Below are 18,998 nucleotides of genomic sequence, written 5' to 3' on the forward strand. Positions count from 1 at the left end.
ATTTTCAAGGAGGACGAACATGAGTCGTTTGGCTGTATTTCTACTCACCGCGTGCCTGGGCGTCAGCGCCATGGCGGCGGATGCCATCGATGGTAATCGCCAGAAAGAATTCGGCGATATCACGGTGCATTACAACACCCTGACCACAAGCTTCCTGACGCCGGAAATGGCTCAGGAAGCCGGGATCGTACGCAGCAAAGAGCTGGGCATGATCAATGTGTTTGTGAACAAGGGCGTCGAACCGATCGACGCAACCGTCACCGGCACGATCAAAGACCTGGGCGGCAAGAGCGAGATGCTCACGTTCAAGAAAATCATCCAGAACGGCTCCACGCTGTACGTTGCCCAGTACGCAGTGCCACAGCAGGAAACCAAGATTTTCACCATCAATGTTGAAACCGGCGGCAAAGCCCACGGCTTCCAATTCAACCAAGAACTGTTTCCGGCCGACTGATGAACCTCACACAACTCGTACTGGCCAGCCATAACGCCGGCAAACTCAAAGAACTCCAGGCGATGCTCGGTGACTCCGTGCAACTGCGCTCGATCGGCGAGTTCAGCCAGGTCGAGCCGGAAGAAACCGGCCTGTCGTTTGTTGAAAACGCGATCCTCAAGGCCCGCAACGCCGCGCGTATCTCCGGTTTGCCGGCGTTGGCGGATGATTCGGGCCTGGCGGTGGACTTCCTGGGCGGAGCACCTGGCATTTATTCGGCGCGGTATGCCGACGGCAAGGGCGACGCGGCCAACAACGCCAAGTTGCTGGACGCCCTCAAGGACGTGCCGGACGCGATGCGCGGCGCGCAGTTCGTCTGTGTGCTGGCGCTGGTGCGGCATGCCGATGACCCGCTGCCGATCCTCTGCGAAGGCCTGTGGCACGGGCGCATCCTGCATGCGGCCAGTGGCGAGCACGGGTTTGGCTACGATCCGCTGTTCTGGGTGCCGGAGCGTAATGTTTCCAGCGCCGAACTGAGCCCGGCCGACAAGAACCAGATCAGCCACCGCGCCCGCGCAATGGATTTGCTGCGCCAACGCCTGAGCCTGAAATGACCCAGAACACCTCTGCGCAGCCGCTGATCCACGGCGGCGCGCAAACGCCTCGGGCGGCCCTGCCGCACCTGCCGCCCTTGGCGCTGTACATCCACATTCCGTGGTGTGTGCGCAAATGCCCGTACTGCGACTTCAACTCCCACACCGCCAGCAAGGTGCTGCCGGAAGACGAGTATGTAGACGCGTTGCTGGCTGACCTTGATCAAGACCTGCATGCGGTTTACGGCCGTGAACTCAGCTCGATCTTCTTCGGTGGCGGCACGCCCAGCCTGTTCAGCGCCGCTGCGCTGGGCCGTTTGCTCAAGGGCGTGGAAGCACGCATCCCGTTTGCCGGCGACATCGAAATCACCCTGGAAGCCAACCCGGGACCTTCGAGCAAGAGAAGTTCGTGGCCTACCGCGCGCTGGGCATCAATCGCCTGTCCATCGGCATCCAGAGTTTCCAGCAGGAGAAGCTCGAAGCCCTGGGCCGCATTCACAACGGTGACGAAGCCGTGCGCGCCGCCGGCATGGCGCGCCAGGCCGGGTTTGATAACTTCAACCTGGACCTGATGCATGGCTTGCCCAATCAATCCCTGGACGACGCCCTGAGCGACTTGCGCCAGGCCATCGCCCTCAAGCCGACACACGTGTCGTGGTACCAGCTGACCCTGGAACCCAACACCGTGTTCTGGAACCAGCCGCCCGTGCTGCCGGAAGACGACACGCTGTGGGACATTCAGGAGGCCGGTCAGGCGCTGCTGGCCGAATACGGTTACGCGCAATATGAAGTCTCGGCGTATGCCCAACCGGGCCGCCCGGCGCGGCACAATCTGAATTACTGGAGCTTTGGCGATTTTATCGGCATCGGCGCCGGCGCCCATGGCAAGCTCAGCCACCCGGACGGGCGCATCGTGCGCACCTGGAAGACGCGAGCACCCAAGGACTACCTCAACCCGGCCAAAAGCTTTCAGGCCGGGGCGAAAGAACTGACCCATGAAGAGCTTCCATTCGAGTTCCTCATGAACGCGTTGCGGCTCACCGAAGGCGTCGACGCCAGGCTCTACGCCGAACGCACCGGCCTTGATCTGGCGAGCCTTGACGAGGGCCGCCGTGAGGCAGAACAAAGTGGCTTAATGCAGGTCGAACCGTCACGCCTGGCGGCGACCGACCGCGGGCAACTCTTTCTCAATGACCTGTTGCAGAAGTTTTTGAGCTGACGCTCTAAGGAATTCGAATGGATTTGGTACTCGACCTGCTCGCCACCGTATCCCGCTGGAGCCGTAGCAACCTGTCGGAAATCTCTCTGGCTCTTGTCGGCTGCTTGCTGGTGTTGTTCGGCGCCGATATCAAAGGCTGGGTCGAGGCCCGCCTGGGCAGCATCGCGGGCGCATTGCGCGTTCCCTTGATGGCGCTGGTGTGCATGATCGGCAGCGGTGCGGCGTTGATCTACGCCACGCCATGGATTGTGCGGGGGTTGAGCCAGTTCAATAACTACAGCCTGGCGCCGGTGCTGGTGGTGGTGCTGGTGTTGATTGGGGTTGTGGCAGACCGTCGCTGAACCCGAAGCCAACACAAAACCAAATGTGGGAGCTGGCTTGCCTGCGATGCACACCTCGGTGTATCAGTGATACCCAGGTGATGCTATCGCAGGCAAGCCAGCTCCCACATTGGATTGCATTTCAGATGTGCAGCTAATTAAGCCAGCTTCTCGAACTTCAAATCCCAAACCCCATGCCCCAGCCGCTCGCCGCGGCGCTCGAACTTGGTGATCGGACGCTCAGCCGGGCGTGGCACGCATTTGCCGTCTTCGGCCAGGTTGCGATAGCCAGGGGCGACGTTCATCACTTCCAGCATGTACTCGGCGTACGGTTCCCAGTCGGTCGCCATGTGCAGGATGCCACCGACCTTAAGCTTGCTGCGCACCAGCTCCGCGAACGAAGCTTGCACGATGCGACGCTTGTGGTGACGGGCTTTGTGCCACGGGTCCGGGAAGAACAGCATCAGGCGATCGAGGCTGTTGTCGGCGATGCAGCGGTTGAGCACTTCAATCGCGTCGCAGTCGTAGACCCGCAGGTTAGTCAGGCCTTGGGTCAGCACGCCGTTGAGCAACGCGCCGACACCCGGACGGTGTACTTCCACACCGATGAAGTCCTGCTCCGGCGAGGCCGCGGCCATTTCCAGCAAGGAGTGACCCATGCCGAAACCGATTTCCAGGGAACGCGGGGCCGAACGGCCAAACACCTGGTCGTAGTCCACTGGCGCGTCGGCCAATGGCAAGACGAACAGCGGCGTGCCCAGCTCCAGGCCCTTTTGCTGGCCTTCGGTCATACGGCCCGCGCGCATCACAAAGCTCTTGATGCGGCGGTGCTTGGACTCGTCGCCCTCTTCCACGGTGTTCGGCGTTTCGTTTGATTCAGTCATCAATAGCTCTTACTTGATCAGACCATCCAGCGGCGAAGAGGCGCTGGCATAGAGTTTTTTCGGCATACGGCCGGCGAGGTAGGCCAGGCGGCCCGCGACGATCGCGTGGTTCATGGCTTGCGCCATCATGATCGGCTGCTGGGCATGCGCGATGGCCGAGTTCATCAGCACCGCATCGCAACCCAGCTCCATGGCAATGGTGGCATCGGAGGCCGTGCCTACGCCCGCGTCCACCAACACCGGAATCTTGGCTTCTTCGAGGATGATCTGCAGGTTGTACGGGTTGCAGATACCCAGGCCGGAACCGATCAGACCGGCCAGCGGCATCACCGCAATGCAGCCGATTTCTGCCAGCTGGCGGGCAATGATCGGGTCATCGCTGGTGTAAACCATTACGTCGAAGCCTTCCTTGACCAGCGTTTCGGCGGCTTTCAGGGTTTCGATCACGTTGGGGAACAGGGTCTTCTGGTCGGCCAGCACTTCCAGCTTCACCAGGTTGTGGCCGTCGAGCAGCTCGCGAGCCAGTCGGCACGTGCGCACCGCTTCAATCGCGTCGTAGCACCCGGCGGTGTTCGGCAAGAAGGTGTAGCGGTCCGGCGACAGCACTTCGAGCAGGTTCGGCTCGCCCTCGATCTGCCCGAGGTTGGTGCGGCGCACGGCGAAGGTAACGATCTCGGCGCCCGAGGCTTCGATGGTCAGGCGGGTTTCTTCCATGTCGCGGTACTTGCCGGTGCCGACCAGCAGACGGGACTGGTAGGTACGACCGGCCAGAACGAAGGGCTTGTCGCTACGAACGATGCTCATGGGAAATCCTCGAGGTGGGATGAGGTTCTGCAGAATGCGGGTTGGCACGCTGGCGCGCCGGGCGACTAGCCGCCGCCGATGGCATGGACCACTTCGACCTGATCACCTTCGGTGAGCGCGGTCTCGGCGTGCAGGCTACGCGGGACGATATCCAGGTTGAGCTCCACTGCGACGCGACGCCCGGTCAAGTCCAGACGGGTCAGCAGGGCCGCAACGGTTTCACCGTCGGGCAGTTCAAAGGATTCGCCATTCAACTGAATGCGCATGCCACGGGCCGCCATCGTTTTTAGGGGCCAGCATTCTAGCCCGATTGGCGTTGTCGGCCCAAGCCCCTCGGTCAGATGACCTGCAGGCGCCATGCGGTGAGGCCAAGAAAGAACCAGCCCAACAGGAATGCCAGCCCGCCAAACGGCGTAATGATGCCGAGTTTGCTGATGCCGGTCAGGGTCAACGCATACAAGCTGCCGGAAAACAGCAGGATACCGACGGTAAACGAGATGCCCGCCCAGCTGACCAGCCGGCCAGGAATGTGCGCGGCCAGCAGCGCCACGCCGAACAGCGCCAGGGCGTGCACCAGTTGGTACGTCACGCCGGTATGGAAGATCGCCAGGTACTCGGCGCTCAAGCGGTTTTTCAGGGCATGAGCCGCAAAAGCACCGAGGGCAACGCCGGTGAAGCCGAAAAAGGCAGCCAGCATCAGAAAGCTACGCAGCATGAGGAACTCCAGTCAGACTCAAAGGGCCGGGTCTGTATAATGGCCCGCTCAACGGGTTCGGCCAAGCCATCTCTATGCTGCGTCTCCTCTTCAAGCGTTTTCTCAAAGTCGTGAAATGGTTTGCCATCGGCAGTGTGCTGCTGGTGTTGCTGTTTCGCGTCGTGCCGCCACCGTTCACCGCATTGATGGTGGAGCGCAAGGTCGAATCCTGGGTCGACGGCGAGCCGATTGACCTGCAACGCACGTGGGTGGCGTGGGACGAGATCTCCGACGACCTTAAAGTGGCGGTGATGGCCGGTGAAGACCAGCGCTTCCCGCAGCATTGGGGCTTCGACTTTGACGCGATTCAAGCGGCGCTGCTGCACAACGAACGCGGCGGCTCGATTCGCGGCGCCAGCACGCTGAGCCAGCAAGTGTCGAAAAACCTGTTTCTGTGGACCGGCCGCAGCTATTTGCGCAAAGGCCTGGAGGCCTGGTTTACCGCGCTGACTGAGGTGCTGTGGCCCAAGCAGCGAATTCTTGAGGTGTACCTCAACAGCGTCGAATGGGATGAAGGTGTGTTTGGCGCCGAAGCGGCGGCCCGGCATCACTTTGGCGTGAGCGCCAAGGGGCTTTCCCGTCAGCAGGCCAGTTACTTGGCGGCGGTGTTGCCCAACCCTCGGGTGTGGAGCGCCAGTCATCCAACCGCCTATGTGGCGCGACGGGCGGCGTGGATTCGCCAGCAGATGAGCCAGTTAGGTGGCGATAGTTATCTGGTCGAACTGAACAATTCGCGCAAGGCACCTTGGGCTGACTGACACAACACAACCCCTGTGGGAGCTGGCTTGCCTGCGATAGCGATGTGTCAGCTTGCAGAGAGGCTGGCTGACAGGGCCTCATCGCAGGCAAGCCAGCTCCCACAGAGAACCGCACTGGATATCGGATTTTCGACTTCAAACAAAAATGCCCCGATCTCTCGATCGGGGCATTTTTTTGCCTTTTCGCAGCGTTTAGGCGGCGATGGACAGTTTCAGCTTGTTCATCGCGCTTTTCTCAAGCTGACGAATCCGCTCGGCCGACACGTTGTACTTCTGCGCCAAGTCGTGCAGCGTGGCTTTTTCTTCTGCCAGCCAGCGCTGGTAGAGGATGTCACGGCTACGGTCGTCCAACACTTCCAGCGCTTCGTGCAGGTTGTGGTTGGAGTTGTCGCTCCAGTCGGCATCTTCCAGTTGACGCGCCGGGTCGTACCGGTGGTCTTCCAGGTAGTTGGCCGGCGACTGGAAGGCGCTGTCGTCGTCCGCTTCGGCGGCCGGGTCGAACGCCATGTCATGGCCGGTCAGGCGGCTTTCCATCTCGCGCACTTCACGGGGCTCCACACCGAGGCTTTCGGCCACACGGTGGACTTCCTCGTTGTTCAGCCACGCCAGGCGTTTCTTCTGGCTGCGCAGGTTGAAGAACAGTTTGCGCTGGGCCTTGGTGGTCGCGACTTTCACGATGCGCCAGTTGCGCAGGATGAACTCGTGAATTTCCGCCTTGATCCAGTGCACAGCAAACGACACCAGGCGCACACCCATTTCCGGGTTGAAGCGTTTTACAGCCTTCATCAGGCCAACGTTGCCTTCCTGAATCAGGTCAGCCTGGGCCAGACCGTAGCCGCTATAGCTACGGGCGATATGTACGACAAAACGCAGGTGGGCGAGCACCATCTGCCGAGCCGCCCCCAAATCCTGCTCATAGTAGAGACTCTCGGCCAGTTCACGCTCCTGCTCGGGCGTCAGCAAAGGAATGCTGTTGACCGTGTGCACATAGGCCTCCAGGTTCGCACCCGGGACCAGAGCATAAGCAGGTTGCAAAGAAGTGGTCATACGAAAAAACCTCCGACTCACATAACTCGTGCAGTTCAGCACTGCGAAAATTGACCGGGAACCGTAGGACAAGTTCCCTAAACCACTGATACGGTCAATACAAACGAAACCACATTAATCTGACATTAACTACTTCGGCGCCAGCTCACGTAAGTGACGAGCGACCGCAATCCACGCACCGATATACCCCAACAATACCGCGCCAAGCAAGAGTGACAGGCCATCGGCGACCGGCACGCCGGCCAGGGCAAAATCGCTGCCGTACAACCCGGCAAGCCCGACTACCGCGTCGTTCAGCCAGTCAAGGCCAAAAGCCAGCACGCCCCAGGACAAAATCCCGGCACCAAAGCCATAAAGCGCGCCCATGTACAGAAAAGGACGACGCACATAGCTGTCCGTGCCGCCGACCAGTTTAATCACTTCTATCTCGGTGCGACGGTTTTCAATATGAAGACGAATGGTATTACCTATCACCAAAAGTAATGCAGACACCAACAGCACCGTCAGGCCGAACACAAAGCGGTCGCCCAGCTTGAGAATCGCGGCAAGGCGCTCTACCCAGACTAGATCAAGTTGCGCCTGTTGTACCTTCGGCATCTCTGCGAGTTTTTGTCGCAGCGCCTCTAGCGCCGGCTTGTCGACTTCATTAGGCGTCACCAGCACCACGCCCGGCAGCGGGTTTTGCGGCAACTCTTTAAGCGCCTCGCCCAGGCCGGATTGCTGCTGAAACTCCTCAAGCGCCTGGTCGCGGCTGATGTACTCGGCGTCCGCCACACCTGGCAGGTTCTTGATGTCATCGCGCAAGTTCTCGCCGTCTTTCGCGCTGGCGTCGAGGTTCAGGTACAGCGAAATCTGCGCCGCACGCTGCCAGGAACCACCCAGGCGCTCGACATTATTAAGCAGCAGCGACAAACCCATCGGCAGGCTCAGTGCCACGGCCATCACCAGGCAGGTGAAAAAGCTGCCGATGGGCTGCTTGCCCAGGCGGCGCAGGCTGTCGAGCAGGCTGGCGCGATGGCTTTCGATCCAGGCGCGCAGCAGCGTGCTGAAATCCGGGCCATCGTCTTCGTCGCGTTTTTTCTTCTGCGGCTGCGGGTCGGCGGCTTTAGGCGCCACACGCTCGGACACTTTAGGGCTGCGTGTTGCACTCATACGCCGGCCTCCCCATCGCCGATCAGGCGGCCGCGTTGCAGGGTCAGCATGCGGTGGCGCATGCGCGCGATCAGCGCCAGGTCGTGACTGGCGATCAGCACGCTGGTGCCCAGGCGATTGATGTCTTCGAATACACCCATGATCTCGGCCGCCAGGCGCGGGTCGAGGTTACCGGTAGGTTCGTCCGCCAACAGCAAGGCCGGGCGGTGAACAATGGCGCGGGCGATGCCGACGCGCTGTTGCTGGCCGGTGGACAGGTCGCCCGGATACAGGTCGGTCTTGTCCGACAGCGCCACGCGCTCAAGGGCCGAGTCCACCCGCTTGACGATTTCGGCCTTGGACAGCCCGAGAATCTGCAACGGCAGCGCAATGTTGTTGAACACGGTGCGATCAAACAGCAACTGGTGATTCTGGAACACCACGCCAATCTGACGGCGCAGGAACGGAATCTGTGCATTGCTGATGGTGGCCAGGTCCTGGCCCGCCAGCAGCAACTTGCCGGTGGTCGGGCGCTCCATGGCCAGCAGCAGTCGCAGCAGCGTACTTTTGCCCGCGCCCGAATGACCGGTTACAAACAAGAATTCGCCTCGACGCACTCGAAAGCTCAGCTCATGCAAGCCCACATGCCCGTTGGCGTAGCGTTTACCGACCTGTTCGAATCGAATCATGAACGCTCCCGCTCGGCGAAAAGTGCCTGTACAAAGGGTTCGGCTTCAAAGGTGCGCAGGTCGTCGATGCCTTCACCGACGCCGATGTAACGAATCGGCAACCCGAACTGTTTGGCCAGGGCGAAGATCACGCCGCCCTTGGCCGTCCCGTCGAGCTTAGTCAATGCCAGGCCGGTGAGTTGCACCGTCTGGTTGAACTGTTTGGCCTGGCTGATGGCGTTCTGGCCGGTGCCAGCGTCAAGCACCAGCAACACTTCGTGCGGCGCATCGGCGTCGAGCTTGCTGATGACGCGGCGGACCTTTTTCAACTCTTCCATCAAGTTGTCTTTGGTGTGCAGACGACCGGCGGTATCGGCAATCAATACGTCAATGTTACGGGCCTTGGCGGCTTGCACGGCATCGAAGATGACGGACGCGGAGTCGGCGCCGGTGTGCTGGGCGATGACCGGAATCTTGTTGCGCTCACCCCAGACCTGCAGCTGCTCCACGGCGGCGGCGCGGAAGGTGTCGCCGGCGGCGAGCATGACTTTCTTGCCTTCCGACTGCAGCTTCTTGGCCAACTTGCCGATGGTAGTGGTTTTGCCGGCGCCGTTGACACCGACCACCAGAATCACGAACGGCTTGTTCGGCGTGATCACCAGCGGCGCTTCCACGGGTTTGAGCATCGCAGCCAGTTCAGCCTGCAGCGATTTGTAGAGCGCGTCTGCGTCGGTCAGCTGTTTGCGCGCAACTTTCTGGGTCAGGCTCTGGATGATCACCGCAGTGGCTTCGACGCCCACGTCGGCGGTCAACAGGCGGGTTTCGATATCTTCCAGCAACTCGTCATCAATGACCTTCTTGCCCAGGAACAGGCTGGCCATGCCTTCGCCGATGCTGGCGCTGGTCTTGCTCAGACCCTGCTTGAGGCGGGCAAAGAAGCCGGTTTTGCTGGTTTCAGCGGCAGGGGCGACCGGCTCTGGTGCAACGGGTGGCTCGATCACGGCAGGCGCGGCAACGACGACAGGAGCTGGCGCTGGCTCAACCACTGCTGGCGCAGGCGCTTCGATGGCGGCTGGCGCCTCGACCACAACGGCCACCGGCTCGACCACGACCGGAATCGGCGGCGTCACGTGCTCAGCCTGCACATCCTCGACCAGTGCCACAGGCTCCTCGGCAACCGGCAGCTCAAGCCACGGCTTGTGTTCAGGCTCAGGTTCCGGCACCTCCTCAACCACCGGCTGCAACACCGGCTCGGCCATCGGCAACACCACCGGCGCCGGGATTTCAGCGACCGGTTCGGCGTCAACTATAGGTTCGGGAATCGGCTCAGGCTGAACCTGTGGCTGTTCGACGACGGTTTCCTGCGGCTTTTTGCGCAGCCATCCGAACAGGCCTTTTTTCTCGCCAGCCGCAGCTGGGCTCTTCTTGTCGTCGTTGGAACCAAACATGGAGGACGGCTATCTCAAAGTAGCGATGCGCCAGGGCGCCTCGGTAAATAAATTCGATGCAGAACAGACTGCTTTAACGCTCGCTTGTTCATGCGCAACATTCTGCAAGGCGTAAATAAAGGCCTCAACAAATCGTTTCAATAAAGGACTGAAGCGATAAAATCGGCGAAAAGTGGAAGATCATCGGGAAAACCACCCTCTATTCCAACATTTCTACGACTGGATCCGGGACAAGATGGCCGCCGCAGTGGCCGTCCCTAAATCGGATCAGTATCCTAGCACCTCCTCGCCCGCCGACGCTAAGACCAAGCGGGCAGCCCAACAGGTTTAAAAACGAATGAATGCTCTAGCCCGCCGCGCTGCAGGCCTGCTGCTCAGCACAGTTTGTCTGCCCCTTTCAGCCTTGGCTGCCGACCCACAACCCACCCACGAATTCACCCTGGATAACGGCCTCAAAGTGGTCGTGCGCGAAGATCATCGCGCGCCGGTGGTGGTTTCACAGGTTTGGTACAAGGTTGGTTCGAGCTATGAAACACCCGGCCAGACCGGGTTGTCCCACGCCCTGGAACACATGATGTTCAAGGGCAGTGCCAAAGTCGGCCCCGGCGAAGCCTCGCTGATCCTGCGCGATCTGGGCGCCGAAGAAAACGCCTTCACCAGCGACGACTACACCGCCTACTACCAAGTGCTGGCCCGTGATCGCCTGGGCGTCGCCTTCGAGCTGGAAGCCGACCGCATGGCCAGCCTGCGCCTGCCGGCCGACGAGTTCAGCCGCGAGATCGAGGTGATCAAGGAAGAGCGCCGCCTGCGCACCGACGATAACCCGATGTCCAAGGCCTACGAGCGCTTTAAGGCCATGGCCTACCCGGCCAGCGGCTACCACACGCCGACCATCGGCTGGATGGCGGACCTGGAACGCATGAAAGTCGAAGAGCTGCGTCACTGGTATCAATCCTGGTATGTGCCAAACAACGCCACGCTGGTGGTGGTCGGTGATGTGACCCCGGATGAGGTCAAGAACCTTGCCCAGCGTTATTTCGGCCCTATCCCCAAGCGTGACGTTCCGCCGGCCAAGATCCCGCTGGAACTCGCCGAACCCGGCGAACGCCTGCTGACGATGCACGTGCAGACCCAACTGCCGAGCGTGATCCTTGGTTTCAACGTACCGGGCCTGGCCACCGCCGAAGACAAACGCTCGGTACAAGCCCTGCGCCTGCTCTCGGCCCTGCTCGACGGCGGCTACAGCGCGCGTATCTCGGAGCAACTGGAGCGCGGTGAAGAGTTGGTGTCCGCCGCCTCGACCAGCTACGACGCCTACACCCGGGTGACAGCCTGTTCACCCTGACGGCCACGCCGAACCAGCAGAAGAAAAAGACCATTGCCCAAGCCGAAGCCGGCTTGTGGCGCCTGCTGGACGAGTTGAAAGCCAAGCCGCCGACCAGCGAAGAACTGGAGCGTATCCGCGCTCAAGTGATTGCCGGCGTGGTTTACCAGCGCGACTCCATCACCAGCCAGGCAACGGCTATCGGCTCCCTGGAAACCGTCGGCCTGTCCTGGAAACTGATGGACACCGAACTGGCCGACCTGCAAAGCGTGACGCCGGAAGATATCCAGAAAGCCGCACAGACTTATTTCACCCGCGAGCGTTTGAGCGTCGCCCATGTTTTGCCTGAGGAGACCGCTCATGAGTGATCGTAAAAGCAGCCGCCTGATTTTTCCTGGCCTGGTCGTCGTCACCCTGATCGCCGCCAGTGCCGTGTACTTCCTGCGCCCAAGCGAATCCGTCGCCAGCCAGGCCCTGGATAAAGCTGAATCGGCCAACAAACTGCAATCGCTGGCGGAACTGGATGGCAAGGCGCCGACCAACCGCAAGCTCGACGTGCAAACCTGGACCACCGCTGAAGGCGCCAAGGTGCTGTTCGTCGAAGCCCACGAATTACCGATGTTCGACATGCGCATCCTGTTCGCCGCCGGCAGCAGCCAGGACGGCGACACGCCCGGCCTGGCACTGCTGACCAATGCGATGCTCAACGAAGGTGTACCGGGCAAGGATGTCAGCCAGATCGCCAGCGGCTTTGAAGGCCTGGGCGCCGACTTCGGCAATGGTGCTTACCGCGACATGGCGCTGGTTTCGCTGCGCAGCCTGAGCGACAGCGACAAGCGCGACGCGGCCCTGGCGCTGTTCGACGATGTGATCGGCAAGCCGACCTTTCCTGCCGATTCCCTGGCGCGGATCAAAAACCAGATCCTCGCAGGCTTTGAATACCAGAAGCAGAACCCGGCCAAGCTGGCCAGCCTTGAGCTGTTCAAGCGCCTGTACGGTGACCATCCTTACGCCCACCCAAGCGAAGGCACGCCCGACAGCATTGCGAAAATTAACCTCGCGCAATTGCAGACGTTCCACGCCAAGGCGTATGCGGCGGGCAATGCGGTGATTGCAGTGGTCGGTGACCTGACGCGTGCCGAGGCCGAAGCCATGACGGCCAAGGTCTCCGCGTCGTTGCCTAAAGGCCCGGCCCTGGCGAAGATCGCCCAGCCGAGCGAACCGCAAGCCGGCCTGAGCCATATCGAATTCCCGTCCAAGCAGACCCACCTGCTGTTCGCGCAATTGGGCATCGACCGCGCCGATCCGGACTACGCGGCCTTGTCGCTGGGCAACCAGATTCTGGGCGGCGGTGGTTTCGGCACCCGCTTGATGAGCGAAGTGCGTGAAAAGCGCGGCCTGACCTACGGTGTGTACTCCGGCTTCTCGCCGATGCAGGTGCGCGGCCCATTCATGATCAACCTGCAGACCCGCGCCGAAATGAGCGGCGGCACATTGCGCCTGGTTGAAGACGTGCTGGCCGACTACCTCAAGACCGGCCCGACGCAAAAGGAACTGGACGACGCCAAGCGTGAGCTGGCCGGCAGCTTCCCGCTATCCACCGCGAGCAACGCCGATATCGTCGGACAGCTGGGCGCCATGGGTTTCTACAACCTGCCGCTGAGCTATCTTGAGGATTTCATGAAACAATCCCAGGCCCTGACCGTAGAGCAGGTCAAGGCTGCAATGAATAAACACTTGAGCGCCGACAAGATGGTCATCGTGACCGCCGGCCCGACGATTGCGCAAAAGCCACTACCGCCCCCCACTGATAAACCTGCCGAGCAGCCGCTCGGGGTTCCGGAGCACTAATGGCCAGTTCATCTCGCCCGAAAAAACCCGTCCACAACGTGCATAACGGTGTGGGCCAACTGCGCATCATTGGCGGTGAATGGGGCAGCCGCAAGCTGAGCTTCCCCGACGTCGTAGGCCTGCGCCCGACGCCGGATCGCGTGCGTGAAACCCTGTTCAACTGGCTTGCGCCGTACATCGGCGGCGCCAAGGTGCTGGACCCGTTCGCCGGCAGCGGCGCGCTGTTCCTGGAGGCGCTGTCCCGTGGCGCGGCCCAGGGCCAGGCGCTGGATGCCAGCAATGTGGCGGTGTCCAGCCTCAAGGAACACCTGGGCACCCTGCGCTGCACCACCGGCCAGGTCCAGACCGCCGACGCGCTGCGCTACCTGGAAACCCAGGCGGCAACTGAATACGACGTGGTGTTTCTCGACCCGCCGTTCAATCAGAACCTGTTGCCGACCGTGTGTGCGCTGCTGGAAGAGCGTCAGTGGCTGGCGGCGGATGCGTGGATCTACACTGAAAGTGAAACCGCGCCGTCTACCCTCGGCCTGCCGGGCGCCTGGCGCCTGCACCGCGAGCAGAAGTCCGGCCGGGTGTATTACGCGTTGTGGCACCGCCTGGTCGAAAACGCCGCCTGATGTGTGGCGAGCGGGCCTGCCCCGCGTTGGGCTGCGAAGCGGCCCCAAAACAGTCACCGCATTCACTCTGTCGGATCGCGGTGACTGAGCCGGGGCTGCTGCGCAGCCCAACGCAGGGCAAGCCTGCTCGCCACGTGAAGCCTCGCTTGCCACAACAAGCCTGCTCGCCACAGAGATGTCCATGACCCCTTCCGTCGACCTGTTCAAACCCGCTCTCGGCCTCGGCAACCCACACCTGCAAACGCTGTGGGGGCCGTTGTGGCGTCCCACCACGCATATCCAACGCCAACGCGAACGCTTGTGGCTGGACGACGGCGACTTCCTCGATCTTGACTGGCATGGCCCCCATGACGCGCAAGCGCCATTGGTGCTGGTGCTGCACGGGCTGACCGGCTCGTCCAATTCGCCCTACGTGGCCGGCTTGCAAAAAGTCCTCGCCGCCCAGGGCTGGGCAAGCGCCGCGTTGAACTGGCGCGGGTGCTCGGGTGAGCCCAACCTGCTGGCGCGCAGTTACCACTCGGGCGCCAGCGAAGACCTGGCAGCAGCGATTGCGCATCTGCGCGCCAAGCGACCGTTGGCGCCGCTGTATGCCGTGGGTTATTCGCTGGGCGGCAATGTGCTGCTCAAGCACTTGGGCGAAACCGGCGAAGCCTCGGGGCTGCATGGCGCGGCCGCGGTGTCGGTGCCGTTTCGCCTGGATCAGTGTGCGGATCGCATCGGGCTGGGGTTTTCGCGGGTGTATCAGAAGCACTTTATGCGCGAGATGCTGGCGTATATCCGCGTCAAGCAACGGCGCTTTTTACAGGATGGCCAAGCTGACGGGCTGAAAACCCTCGAGGCACTGGGCTCGCTGGAGAAGATGCGCACGTTTTGGGACTTCGACGGGCGGGTGACGGCGCCGCTGCACGGTTTCCTCAGCGCCGAGGACTATTACCGCCGCGCGTCGAGTCGCTATTACCTGGGCGATATTCGCACGCCGACGCTGATTATCCAGGCGGCCGATGACCCGTTTGTGTTCGCCCACAGCCTGCCGGAGGCCAGCGAACTGTCGGACTGCACAGAGTTTGAGCTGCTGGCCAAGGGTGGGCATGTGGGGTTTGTCGATGGTTCTCTCAGACGCCCGAGCTACTACCTCGAACGCCGAATCCCGCAATGGCTACTGACACAACGCGGTTAAAAAATGTGGGAGCGGGCTTGCTCGCGAAGGCGGTGTATCAGTCACAAATCTATCGACTGACACTCTGCATTCGCGAGCAAGCCCGCTCCCACATTTTGATTGGGTTTGCAGGGCTGGCGGCTTAGTCGCCGGTTGCGATTTGCCGCGCCGGATCGGTAATCCACTCGCTCCACGACCCCGCATACAACTTGCCCAGCGGGTAACCCGCCAGGCTCAGGGCGAACAGGTTATGGCACGCGGTCACACCCGAACCGCAATACGCCACCAGCTCATCTGGCGAACGGCCCTGCAACTGCGCGGCGAAACGCTGCTTGAGCTGCTCAGCTGGCAGGAAGCGACCGTCACTGCCCAGGTTTTCGTTGAATGCCGCACATTGCGCGCCGGGAATATGCCCGGCAATCGGGTCGATGGGCTCCACGTCACCACGGAAACGCGGCTGGGCGCGAGCGTCGATCAAGGTCATGCCCGGTTCGCCGAGGCGTTTTTGCAGGTGTTCGGCGTCCAGCACCAAGTGATTGTCCGGCGAACCGGCAAACGTCCCTGGCTCAACCACGGGCGCGTCCAGGCTCAGCGGGAAGCCGGCCGCGTGCCAGGCCTTGAGGCCTGCGTCCAGAATAAACACGCCATCGCGCTTGCCCAGCCAGGCCAGCAGCCACCACGCGCGGGCGGCATAGGCGCCGGGGCCGTCGTCATACAGCACGATGTCCGTGTCGGCATTGATGCCCCAGGCCCGCAGTTGCGCGGCCAAGGTGTCCGCCGCCGGCAACGGATGACGCCCGGTCACGCCCTTTGTCACCGCACCGCTGAGGTGGCGCTCCAGGTCGGCATATTGCGCACCTTCGATATGCCCTTCGGCGTAGCTGCAAAGCCCGTAGTCCGGGTCTTCCAGGGCAAAGCGGCAATCCAGGATCACCAGCCCGGCCGCCTTCTGGCGCTCGGCGAGTTGCTGGGGGCTGATCAGTTGGGCAAGCGGCATGACGGACTCCTGTGAACAGATTCGGGAAAGGTCCTACTTCACTTCTTCCAGTGCCTGATTCAACGGCACGTAAAACTCTTTGAACAAAGCGTCTACCGCCTCTTTGGCCTGGGGCGTGACAAACCCCGCCTCCAGCACCAGCACCTGGTACACCCCTCGCTTGATCGCCTCGGCGCTCAAGTGGGCGGAATTTTCATTGGTGGTGCACAGAAATCGCACCCACGAGGTGAGGATGATCCAGGCATTGAGGGTCAGCGCCTCGGTTTGCACCGGGTCCATATTGAGGATGCCGGCATCGACGAACCCTTGATAGATAGCGCCGCCCTGGATCAGGCAACGCTGGGAAAAGCGCCGGTAGCCGGTGGCCAGTTCCGGGTCGCTTTCCAGCAGGTGTTCCAGGTCGCGGTGCAGGAAGCGATAGCGCCACATGCCCGCCAGCACGGCCTGCAGGTAAAAACGCTTGTCTTCGACGGTGACGGCGCGGCCCTGGGGCGGGCGCAGGAAACTGTCCACGAGGGCTTCGTATTCGCGAAACAGCACGGCGATGATCGCCTGCTTGTTGGGGAAGTGGTAGTACAGGTTGCCCGGGGAAATTTCCATGTGGGCGGCAATGTGGTTGGTGCTGACACTGCGCTCGCCCTGCTGGTTAAAAAGCTCCAGGCTGGTTTGCACAATGCGCTCGCTGGTCTTTACTCGTGGTGCCATAGGGGATCAGCTTCTAAACACGTGATGGGGCATCTTACGGCCTATCCTTGTCTGGATAAATCCGCATGTTGCTGCAATGATATTTGACAATTTAGAGCAATGACTCTAAAAATCCAGGCAGACCTATAACAATCGGGAACTGCGCCATGTCTGCCAACGTTGCCTACCTGCAAGATTCCCAGGCGCTGGATCAACTCCAGGACCTTTTCGACGCCCAGCGTCGCGCCTATGCCGCCAACCCGATGCCACCGGCGGCGCAGCGCCAACAATGGCTCAAGGCATTGCGCGATGTGCTCAGCGACGAACGCCAGGCCCTGATCGACGCGATCAGCCAGGACTTCAGCCACCGCAGCGCAGACGAAACCCTGTTCGCCGAGTTGATGCCGAGCCTGCATGGCATTCACTACGCCAGCAAACACCTCAAAGGCTGGATGAAACCTTCCCGCCGCGCTGTAGGCATCGCCTTCCAACCGGCATCCGCCAAGGTCATCTATCAACCATTGGGCGTGGTCGGCGTGATCGTGCCGTGGAACTACCCACTGTATTTGGCCATCGGCCCGTTGGTCGGCGCGTTGGCGGCCGGTAACCGGGTGATGCTCAAGCTCAGCGAATCCACGCCCGCTACGGGTGAACTGCTCAAGGCGCTGCTGGCGAAAATCTTCCCCGAAGACCTGGTGTGCGTGGTGCTGGGCGAGGCCGAAGTGGGCATGGCGTTTTCCAAATTGCGCTTCGATCACCTGCTGTTCACCGGCGCCACCAGCATCGGCAAGCACGTGATGCGTGCGGCGGCTGAACACCTGACCCCGGTGACGCTGGAGCTGGGCGGCAAGTCGCCGGCAATAGTCTCCGCCGATGTGCCGCTCAAGGACGCCGCCGAGCGCATTGCCTTCGGCAAATGCCTGAATGCCGGGCAAACCTGCGTGGCGCCGGACTACGTGCTGGTGCCCGAAGATCGCATCGAGGGGTTCGTCGAGGCTTACAGCAAGGCAGTTCGCGGGTTTTACCCGACCCTGACCGACAACCCGGACTACACCGCCATCATTAATGATCGGCAACAGGCCAGGCTGAATGCCTACGTCAAAGACGCCACCGAGAAAGGCGCCACCCTGATCACCTTGTACGACCAAGGCCAGGCACGGCGCATGTCCCACAGCCTGTTGCTGAATGTCAGCGATGAAATGACTGTGATGCAGGACGAAATCTTCGGCCCGGTGCTGCCGATCGTGCCGTATCGCGGCATTGATCAGGCCTTTGCCTACGTCAACCAGCGCCCTCGTCCGCTGGCCCTGTATTACTTCGGCTACAACAAGGGCGAGCAGAACCGCGTGCTGCATGAAACCCACTCCGGCGGCGTGTGCCTGAACGACACCCTGCTGCATGTGGCTCAGGATGACATGCCCTTCGGCGGCATCGGACCTTCCGGCATGGGCCACTACCACGGCCACGAAGGGTTCCTCACATTCAGCAAGGCCAAGGGCGTGCTGGTGAAACAGCGCCTGAACGCGGCGAAATTGATCTACCCGCCCTATGGCAAGTCGATCCAGAAGTTGATTCAGAAGTTGTTTGTACGCTGATTCCGCCACTCTCGGGACAACAATAATAATGAACCCTAGCCTGACTGAAACACCTGCGCTGTCGCGGCGCGGCGTCTTGAAAATCGGCCTGTGTGCCAGCGCGTTCCTGGCCACTGCCGGGCTGGGCGCCAGCCTCAGCGGGTGCTCCAGCAGCACCCCGGCCAGCGGCTTTGCAATGCTGCGCAGCAGTGACTTGCCGTTCTTGCGCGCAGTGATCCCGGTGCTGCTCGAGGGCGTGGCCAGCGCCCAGGACGTGGTCGCCGGGATTGAAGACACCCTGAAAAAACTCGACTACAGCCTGCAGCACCTGTCGCCGGAGATGTTCAAGCTTACCCAGCAACTGTTCGACGTGCTGGGCATGGGCATCACCCGCGGCCCGCTGACGGGGATCTGGGGCAGTTGGGAAAATGCCAGCAGTGAACAGATCCGCAACTTCCTGCACCGCTGGGAAAACAGCTACCTGAACCTGCTGCGCATGGGCCAGGGTTCGTTGCTCAAGCTGGTAATCATGGCCTGGTACTTCCGCCCGCAATCCTGGGCCCATTGCGGCTACCCCGGCCCGCCGAAGATTTAGGCCTGACAACCTGATTAGAAAATGTGGGAGCTGGCTTGCCTGCGATGGCGGTGTATCAGCGATGAATTGATCGGCAGGCAAACCGCTAGCGCAGGCAAGCCAGCTCCCACACTGGTCGCAACTTCGTACAGAAAAATAAGA

Annotated in this window: 19 protein-coding genes and 2 pseudogenes; 11 read left to right on the plus strand and 10 right to left on the minus strand. The window is 61.4% G+C overall.

All coding sequences use genetic code 11. The annotated features are described in order from the left end of the window. The first annotated feature begins 19 nt into the window (after positions 1–19). From AB5I78_RS27510 to AB5I78_RS27525, 4 genes and pseudogenes are all read left to right on the plus strand, one after another. On the plus strand, positions 20–454 hold the full coding sequence (locus AB5I78_RS27510; RefSeq protein ID WP_106575685.1) for a DUF4426 domain-containing protein: 435 nt from the start codon (positions 20–22) through the stop codon (positions 452–454). Continuing rightward, the gene (gene rdgB, locus AB5I78_RS27515; RefSeq protein WP_049711104.1) at positions 451–1,047 is read left to right on the plus strand and encodes an RdgB/HAM1 family non-canonical purine NTP pyrophosphatase; all 597 of its coding nucleotides are present in this window, start codon (positions 451–453) and stop codon (positions 1,045–1,047) included. The genes AB5I78_RS27510 and rdgB overlap by 4 nt, the downstream gene beginning before the upstream one ends. After that, positions 1,044–2,245 (plus strand): annotated as a pseudogene (hemW, locus tag AB5I78_RS27520) (radical SAM family heme chaperone HemW). The gene rdgB and the pseudogene hemW overlap by 4 nt, the downstream one beginning before the upstream one ends. A 17-nt stretch (positions 2,246–2,262) precedes the next feature. Further along, a complete protein-coding gene (locus AB5I78_RS27525) occupies positions 2,263–2,586 on the plus strand; it encodes a DUF3392 domain-containing protein (protein WP_016972961.1) in 324 nt (107 codons plus the stop codon). Between the two features lie 137 nt (positions 2,587–2,723). Here AB5I78_RS27525 and trmB read toward each other — a convergent pair whose 3' ends face one another. From trmB to AB5I78_RS27545, 4 genes are all read right to left on the minus strand, one after another. Next, on the minus strand, positions 2,724–3,449 hold the full coding sequence (trmB, locus tag AB5I78_RS27530) for a tRNA (guanosine(46)-N7)-methyltransferase TrmB (protein ID WP_369301953.1): 726 nt from the start codon (positions 3,447–3,449) through the stop codon (positions 2,724–2,726). Between the two features lie 9 nt (positions 3,450–3,458). Next, positions 3,459–4,253 (minus strand): thiazole synthase, encoded by a 795-nt coding sequence (locus AB5I78_RS27535; RefSeq protein ID WP_369301952.1) that lies wholly within the window; start codon positions 4,251–4,253, stop codon positions 3,459–3,461. Between the two features lie 65 nt (positions 4,254–4,318). Next, the gene (gene thiS / locus AB5I78_RS27540; protein ID WP_015886354.1) at positions 4,319–4,519 is read right to left on the minus strand and encodes a sulfur carrier protein ThiS; all 201 of its coding nucleotides are present in this window, start codon (positions 4,517–4,519) and stop codon (positions 4,319–4,321) included. A gap of 71 nt (positions 4,520–4,590) precedes the next feature. Further along, complete coding sequence (locus tag AB5I78_RS27545) at positions 4,591–4,968, minus strand: DUF423 domain-containing protein (RefSeq protein ID WP_106575688.1); 378 nt, start codon at positions 4,966–4,968, stop codon at positions 4,591–4,593. A gap of 74 nt (positions 4,969–5,042) precedes the next feature. Between AB5I78_RS27545 and mtgA the strand changes: the two genes are divergently transcribed. Continuing rightward, positions 5,043–5,765 carry a monofunctional biosynthetic peptidoglycan transglycosylase gene (gene mtgA, locus AB5I78_RS27550; protein WP_145157741.1) on the plus strand — a complete coding sequence of 241 codons (723 nt, stop codon included), beginning with the start codon at positions 5,043–5,045 and terminating at the stop codon, positions 5,763–5,765. 192 nt (positions 5,766–5,957) lie between these two features. On the opposite strand, the gene rpoH is transcribed toward mtgA, so the two are convergent. From rpoH to ftsY, 4 genes are all read right to left on the minus strand, one after another. Next, a complete protein-coding gene (rpoH, locus tag AB5I78_RS27555) occupies positions 5,958–6,812 on the minus strand; it encodes an RNA polymerase sigma factor RpoH (RefSeq protein WP_003176698.1) in 855 nt (284 codons plus the stop codon). Between the two features lie 129 nt (positions 6,813–6,941). After that, on the minus strand, positions 6,942–7,964 hold the full coding sequence (gene ftsX, locus AB5I78_RS27560) for a permease-like cell division protein FtsX (protein WP_145157743.1): 1,023 nt from the start codon (positions 7,962–7,964) through the stop codon (positions 6,942–6,944). Further along, the gene (gene ftsE, locus AB5I78_RS27565) at positions 7,961–8,632 is read right to left on the minus strand and encodes a cell division ATP-binding protein FtsE (protein WP_003213784.1); all 672 of its coding nucleotides are present in this window, start codon (positions 8,630–8,632) and stop codon (positions 7,961–7,963) included. The genes ftsX and ftsE overlap by 4 nt, the downstream gene beginning before the upstream one ends. Further along, the gene (gene ftsY, locus AB5I78_RS27570) at positions 8,629–10,059 is read right to left on the minus strand and encodes a signal recognition particle-docking protein FtsY (protein WP_369301951.1); all 1,431 of its coding nucleotides are present in this window, start codon (positions 10,057–10,059) and stop codon (positions 8,629–8,631) included. The genes ftsE and ftsY overlap by 4 nt, the downstream gene beginning before the upstream one ends. A gap of 337 nt (positions 10,060–10,396) precedes the next feature. Between ftsY and AB5I78_RS27575 the strand changes: the two are divergent. From AB5I78_RS27575 to AB5I78_RS27590, 4 genes and pseudogenes are all read left to right on the plus strand, one after another. Continuing rightward, positions 10,397–11,751 (plus strand): annotated as a pseudogene (locus tag AB5I78_RS27575) (M16 family metallopeptidase). Continuing rightward, the gene (locus tag AB5I78_RS27580) at positions 11,744–13,234 is read left to right on the plus strand and encodes a M16 family metallopeptidase (RefSeq protein ID WP_369301950.1); all 1,491 of its coding nucleotides are present in this window, start codon (positions 11,744–11,746) and stop codon (positions 13,232–13,234) included. The pseudogene AB5I78_RS27575 and the gene AB5I78_RS27580 overlap by 8 nt, the downstream one beginning before the upstream one ends. Further along, a complete protein-coding gene (gene rsmD, locus AB5I78_RS27585; protein WP_242199815.1) occupies positions 13,234–13,851 on the plus strand; it encodes a 16S rRNA (guanine(966)-N(2))-methyltransferase RsmD in 618 nt (205 codons plus the stop codon). Before AB5I78_RS27580 ends, rsmD begins: the two co-directional genes overlap by 1 nt. 181 nt (positions 13,852–14,032) lie before the next feature. Continuing rightward, on the plus strand, positions 14,033–15,028 hold the full coding sequence (locus AB5I78_RS27590; protein ID WP_369301949.1) for a hydrolase: 996 nt from the start codon (positions 14,033–14,035) through the stop codon (positions 15,026–15,028). Positions 15,029–15,149: 121 nt separating this feature from the next. Here the strand turns inward: AB5I78_RS27590 and AB5I78_RS27595 are convergent, their stop codons facing one another. Together AB5I78_RS27595 and AB5I78_RS27600 are read right to left on the minus strand one after the other, a co-directional pair. Further along, a complete protein-coding gene (locus AB5I78_RS27595) occupies positions 15,150–16,004 on the minus strand; it encodes a sulfurtransferase (RefSeq protein WP_369301947.1) in 855 nt (284 codons plus the stop codon). Positions 16,005–16,037: 33 nt separating this feature from the next. Next, positions 16,038–16,709 carry a TetR/AcrR family transcriptional regulator gene (locus AB5I78_RS27600; RefSeq protein WP_025859550.1) on the minus strand — a complete coding sequence of 224 codons (672 nt, stop codon included), beginning with the start codon at positions 16,707–16,709 and terminating at the stop codon, positions 16,038–16,040. Positions 16,710–16,855: 146 nt separating this feature from the next. Between AB5I78_RS27600 and AB5I78_RS27605 the strand changes: the two genes are divergently transcribed. Further along, the gene (locus AB5I78_RS27605) at positions 16,856–18,283 is read left to right on the plus strand and encodes a coniferyl aldehyde dehydrogenase (RefSeq protein ID WP_145157762.1); all 1,428 of its coding nucleotides are present in this window, start codon (positions 16,856–16,858) and stop codon (positions 18,281–18,283) included. A gap of 28 nt (positions 18,284–18,311) precedes the next feature. After that, entirely contained in the window at positions 18,312–18,857 is a 546-nt protein-coding gene (locus AB5I78_RS27610) for a twin-arginine translocation pathway signal protein (RefSeq protein WP_145157765.1), read from the plus strand. The last annotated feature ends 141 nt before the right edge of the window (positions 18,858–18,998 follow it).

The organism is Pseudomonas sp. N2-3-1-14 (assembly GCF_041228395.1).
Lineage (GTDB): Bacteria > Pseudomonadota > Gammaproteobacteria > Pseudomonadales > Pseudomonadaceae > Aquipseudomonas.